At 66.3% G+C, this 3208-nt stretch carries 3 protein-coding genes; 1 reads left to right on the top strand and 2 read right to left on the bottom strand.

All coding sequences use genetic code 11. The features are described 5' to 3' along the window. Both AC3XYG_RS13360 and AC3XYG_RS13355 read right to left on the bottom strand, forming a co-directional pair. On the bottom strand, positions 1-1302 hold a 1302-nt coding region (locus AC3XYG_RS13360), incomplete at its 3' end, for a DUF3458 domain-containing protein (RefSeq protein WP_489140329.1). After that, positions 1299-2075 (bottom strand): gluzincin family metallopeptidase, encoded by a 777-nt coding sequence (locus tag AC3XYG_RS13355; protein WP_489140328.1) that lies wholly within the window; start codon positions 2073-2075, stop codon positions 1299-1301. The genes AC3XYG_RS13355 and AC3XYG_RS13360, both read right to left, overlap by 4 nt. 479 nt (positions 2076-2554) lie before the next feature. On the opposite strand from AC3XYG_RS13355, the gene AC3XYG_RS13350 reads away from it, so the two are divergent. Further along, a partial coding sequence (locus AC3XYG_RS13350; protein ID WP_489140327.1) for a calcium-binding protein occupies positions 2555-3208 on the top strand: 654 nt, incomplete at its 3' end.

Below are 3208 nucleotides of genomic sequence, written 5' to 3'. Positions count from 1 at the left end.
GGCGCCGCGCGCCTGGGCCAGCACCAGCGCCGTCGCCTCGGCATCGCCCTGGAGCAGGGCGAGATACGACAGGGCGGCGTTCTTCAGGGCACGCTTGCCGACCGCGGCGGCCGAGACGTCGAACGGCCCGTGATCGTCATTGGCGCGGTACACCGCCAGCAGCCGGTCGCGCAGCGCGGTGGCGATCGCCAGCCGTGACGATTCGCGCACGGCATGAATGCCCTCGATGTCGATCACCGGCATCTGGTCGGCCAGGAAGGATTCGCCCGGCAGTCCCATCGCCTCGGCGACGAAGGCGGCGTCCAGCCCGGCATCGTCGAGCAGCCGGCCGATCGCGGCAACAAAATCGGGGTCCAGGCGCCAGTCGCGCCCGGCCTTGCGGTTTGCCACGCCTTCCAGCAGCAACTGGGTCGCCAGCTTGATCGGGGCGGAGAAGCCGCGGAACAGCGACGGCACCGGCCGTTCGGCCAGGCCCTCGATGTCGAAGCGCTGGCTGGCCTGGGTCAGCGACAGGATGCGGGTGCCGGGCGCGGCGTCGGCCTCGCCGGCCAGGCGCACCGGCAGGTCGCGCCCCTGGGCGTCGAGCAGTCCGAGCGCAACCGGGATATGCAGCGGCTGCTTGTCCGGCTGGCCCGGCGTTGGGCCGGTCGACTGGCCGATGGTCAGGCTGTATCGGCCGGCGGCGGCGTCCCAGGCCTCCTCGACCGAGATTTCCGGCGTGCCGGCCTGGGAATACCAGCGGCGGAACAGGGTCAGGTCGACCCCGCTGGCATCCTCCATCGCCGCGACGAAATTCTCGCAGGTCGCGGCGTGGCCGTCATGACGCTCGACATAGAGGTCGATGCCCTTCCGGTAGCCCGCGGGCCCGAGAAGGGTGTGGATCATGCGGATGACCTCTGCCCCCTTCTCATAGACCGTCGGCGTGTAGAAGTTGTTGATCTCGATATAGCTTTCCGGCCGGATCGGGTGCGCGATCGGGCCCGCATCCTCCGGGAACTGGATCGCGCGCAGGCGGCGGACATCGGTGATGCGCTGCACCGGGCGGCTGTTCATGTCGCCGGAGAATTCCTGGTCGCGGAAGACGGTCAGCCCTTCCTTCAGCGACAGCTGGAACCAGTCGCGGCAGGTGATGCGGTTGCCGGTCCAGTTGTGGAAATACTCGTGCGCCACCACGGATTCGACGCGCTGGAAATCGCCGTCAGTCGCGGTCTCGCGGCTGGCCAGCACCAGGGCCGTGTTGAAGATGTTCAGCCCCTTGTTCTCCATCGCCCCCATGTTGAAGTCGGAGACGGCGACGATCATGAACAGGTCGAGATCGTATTCGAAGCCATAGGCCTGCTCGTCCAGGCCATAGAGGCCTTCAGCGACCGCATGGCGTGGTCGACCTTGGTGTGGTCGCCGGGGCGGGTGAAGATCTTCAGGGCGATGTCGCGGCCGGACCGGGTGGTGAAGCTGTCCTCCACCACCGTCAGGTCGCCGGCGACCAGGGCGAACAGGTAGGACGGCTTGGGGAACGGGTCCTCCCATTTCGCCCAATGGCGGCCGCCTTCGCCGGCACCTGCTTCCACCGGGTTCCCGTTTGACAGCAGCACCGGGTATTTCGCCTGGTCCGCGACGATGGTGGTGGTGAAGCGGGCCAGCACGTCCGGCCGGTCGAGGTAGTAGGTGATGTGGCGGAAGCCCTCGGCCTCGCACTGGGTGCAGAAATTGCCGCCGGAGGTGTAGAGCCCCTGCATCGTGGTGTTCTGCTGCGGCGCGATCTCGACGGTGATGTCGAGGGTGAAGACATCGGGCAGGCCGGGCACGGTCAGATGCTCGGCATCGACGGTGTAGCGGTTGTCGCCCAGCGCCTCGCCATCCAGCGCAATGCCGGTCAGTTTCAGATCCTGCCCGTCCAGCACCAGTGGTGCTGCGGGGTCGGAGGTGGCCGGGTTGCGCCGTATGGCCAGGCGGGACGTCACCGTCGCGCCGTCCTCGCGCAGGTCGAAGGTCAGCTCGACCGTGTCGATCAGGAAGGCGGGCAGGCGGTAGTCGGCCAGGCGGACGGTGCGCGGGGGCGTGCTGGAATCGGCCATGATCTCGATCAATCGCTGAAGCGGTTGATCCCGTTCTAGAGCAGACCGGGCGGTCGCGGAAGGATCGGGTGGCCCCGGGGACGGACGACGCGCTGGTCGGTGTGGCCAGGACGGACATAGAGGAATATGATGGGTCAGCCGTTTTCAAAGGCTGGCCGGCCTCTTTACCTCGAATGAGGTTGCCGTAACCACAGGCCGGCGCATCGCGCAAATTCAGTTGTCGTCGTTCAAATTCAAAAAATACCAATAAAAACAAAACAATATATTGAAGAGGGGGAAATGCGAACTCATCGATCGTCCGCGTAGCGGCCGAAGCCGTCGGCGATCGATGCCGTGGGATGCCCACGCTCCACCGGTCGGCCGAGATCCTGCAGATGGCACCGCCTCGAAGCCCGCGATTCGGCGGTTTCCGGCCATGCCGTCGCATTCATCGAACCATTTTTCGCCACAGCGCGCCTTGGGCGCAGAGGGAGAGCGAAATGCCTGCCACCGATATTCTGGACCTCAGCAGCTATGTCATCGGGTCCGACGGCAAGGGTGTGGTCATCGACTGGGTTCCCACCGGTCTCCAGCAGGCCGATTACGAGCAACTGACCTTCCAGGGCGTGACGGTCAATATCGGCGTCGCCCCCTGGACTCCGGGCGATCCGGGCATTCCGGATACCGGGCGGTACTACGTCTTCGCGACGGATGGTGACGACACCATCACCCTGACCAACCGCGCCGATCTGTATGGCGCCGATCACTTCGTCTATGGGCTGGACGGGAACGATGTCTTGAGCGGCGCCAATCTGATGGATGGCGGCGACGGCAACGACACGATCCGGTCCGGGGCCGGCGCGGACACGCTGATCGGCGGCAATGGCGACGACGTCCTGGTGAGCGGCGGCGGAGCGGATGTCCTGGTCGGCGGCAACGGCATCGACACCGTCGATTACAGCGATGCGACATCAGGCGTGACGATCACCCAGCTTGCGTCCGGCTCCGAGGGCAGCCGGTTAAGCGGTGTCGAGAATATCCTCGGCAGCAGCTTTGCCGACGCCCTGGGCGGCGATCGCGGGGCGAACATCCTGACCGGCGGGGCGGGCAACGACGTGCTGGAGGGCGGCGGCGGCGCCGACACGCTGAATGGC

This window comes from Inquilinus sp., from assembly GCF_057815775.1.
The sequence above is the reverse complement of the archived record's forward strand: the minus strand, read 5'-3'. Positions and strand labels throughout refer to the sequence as shown.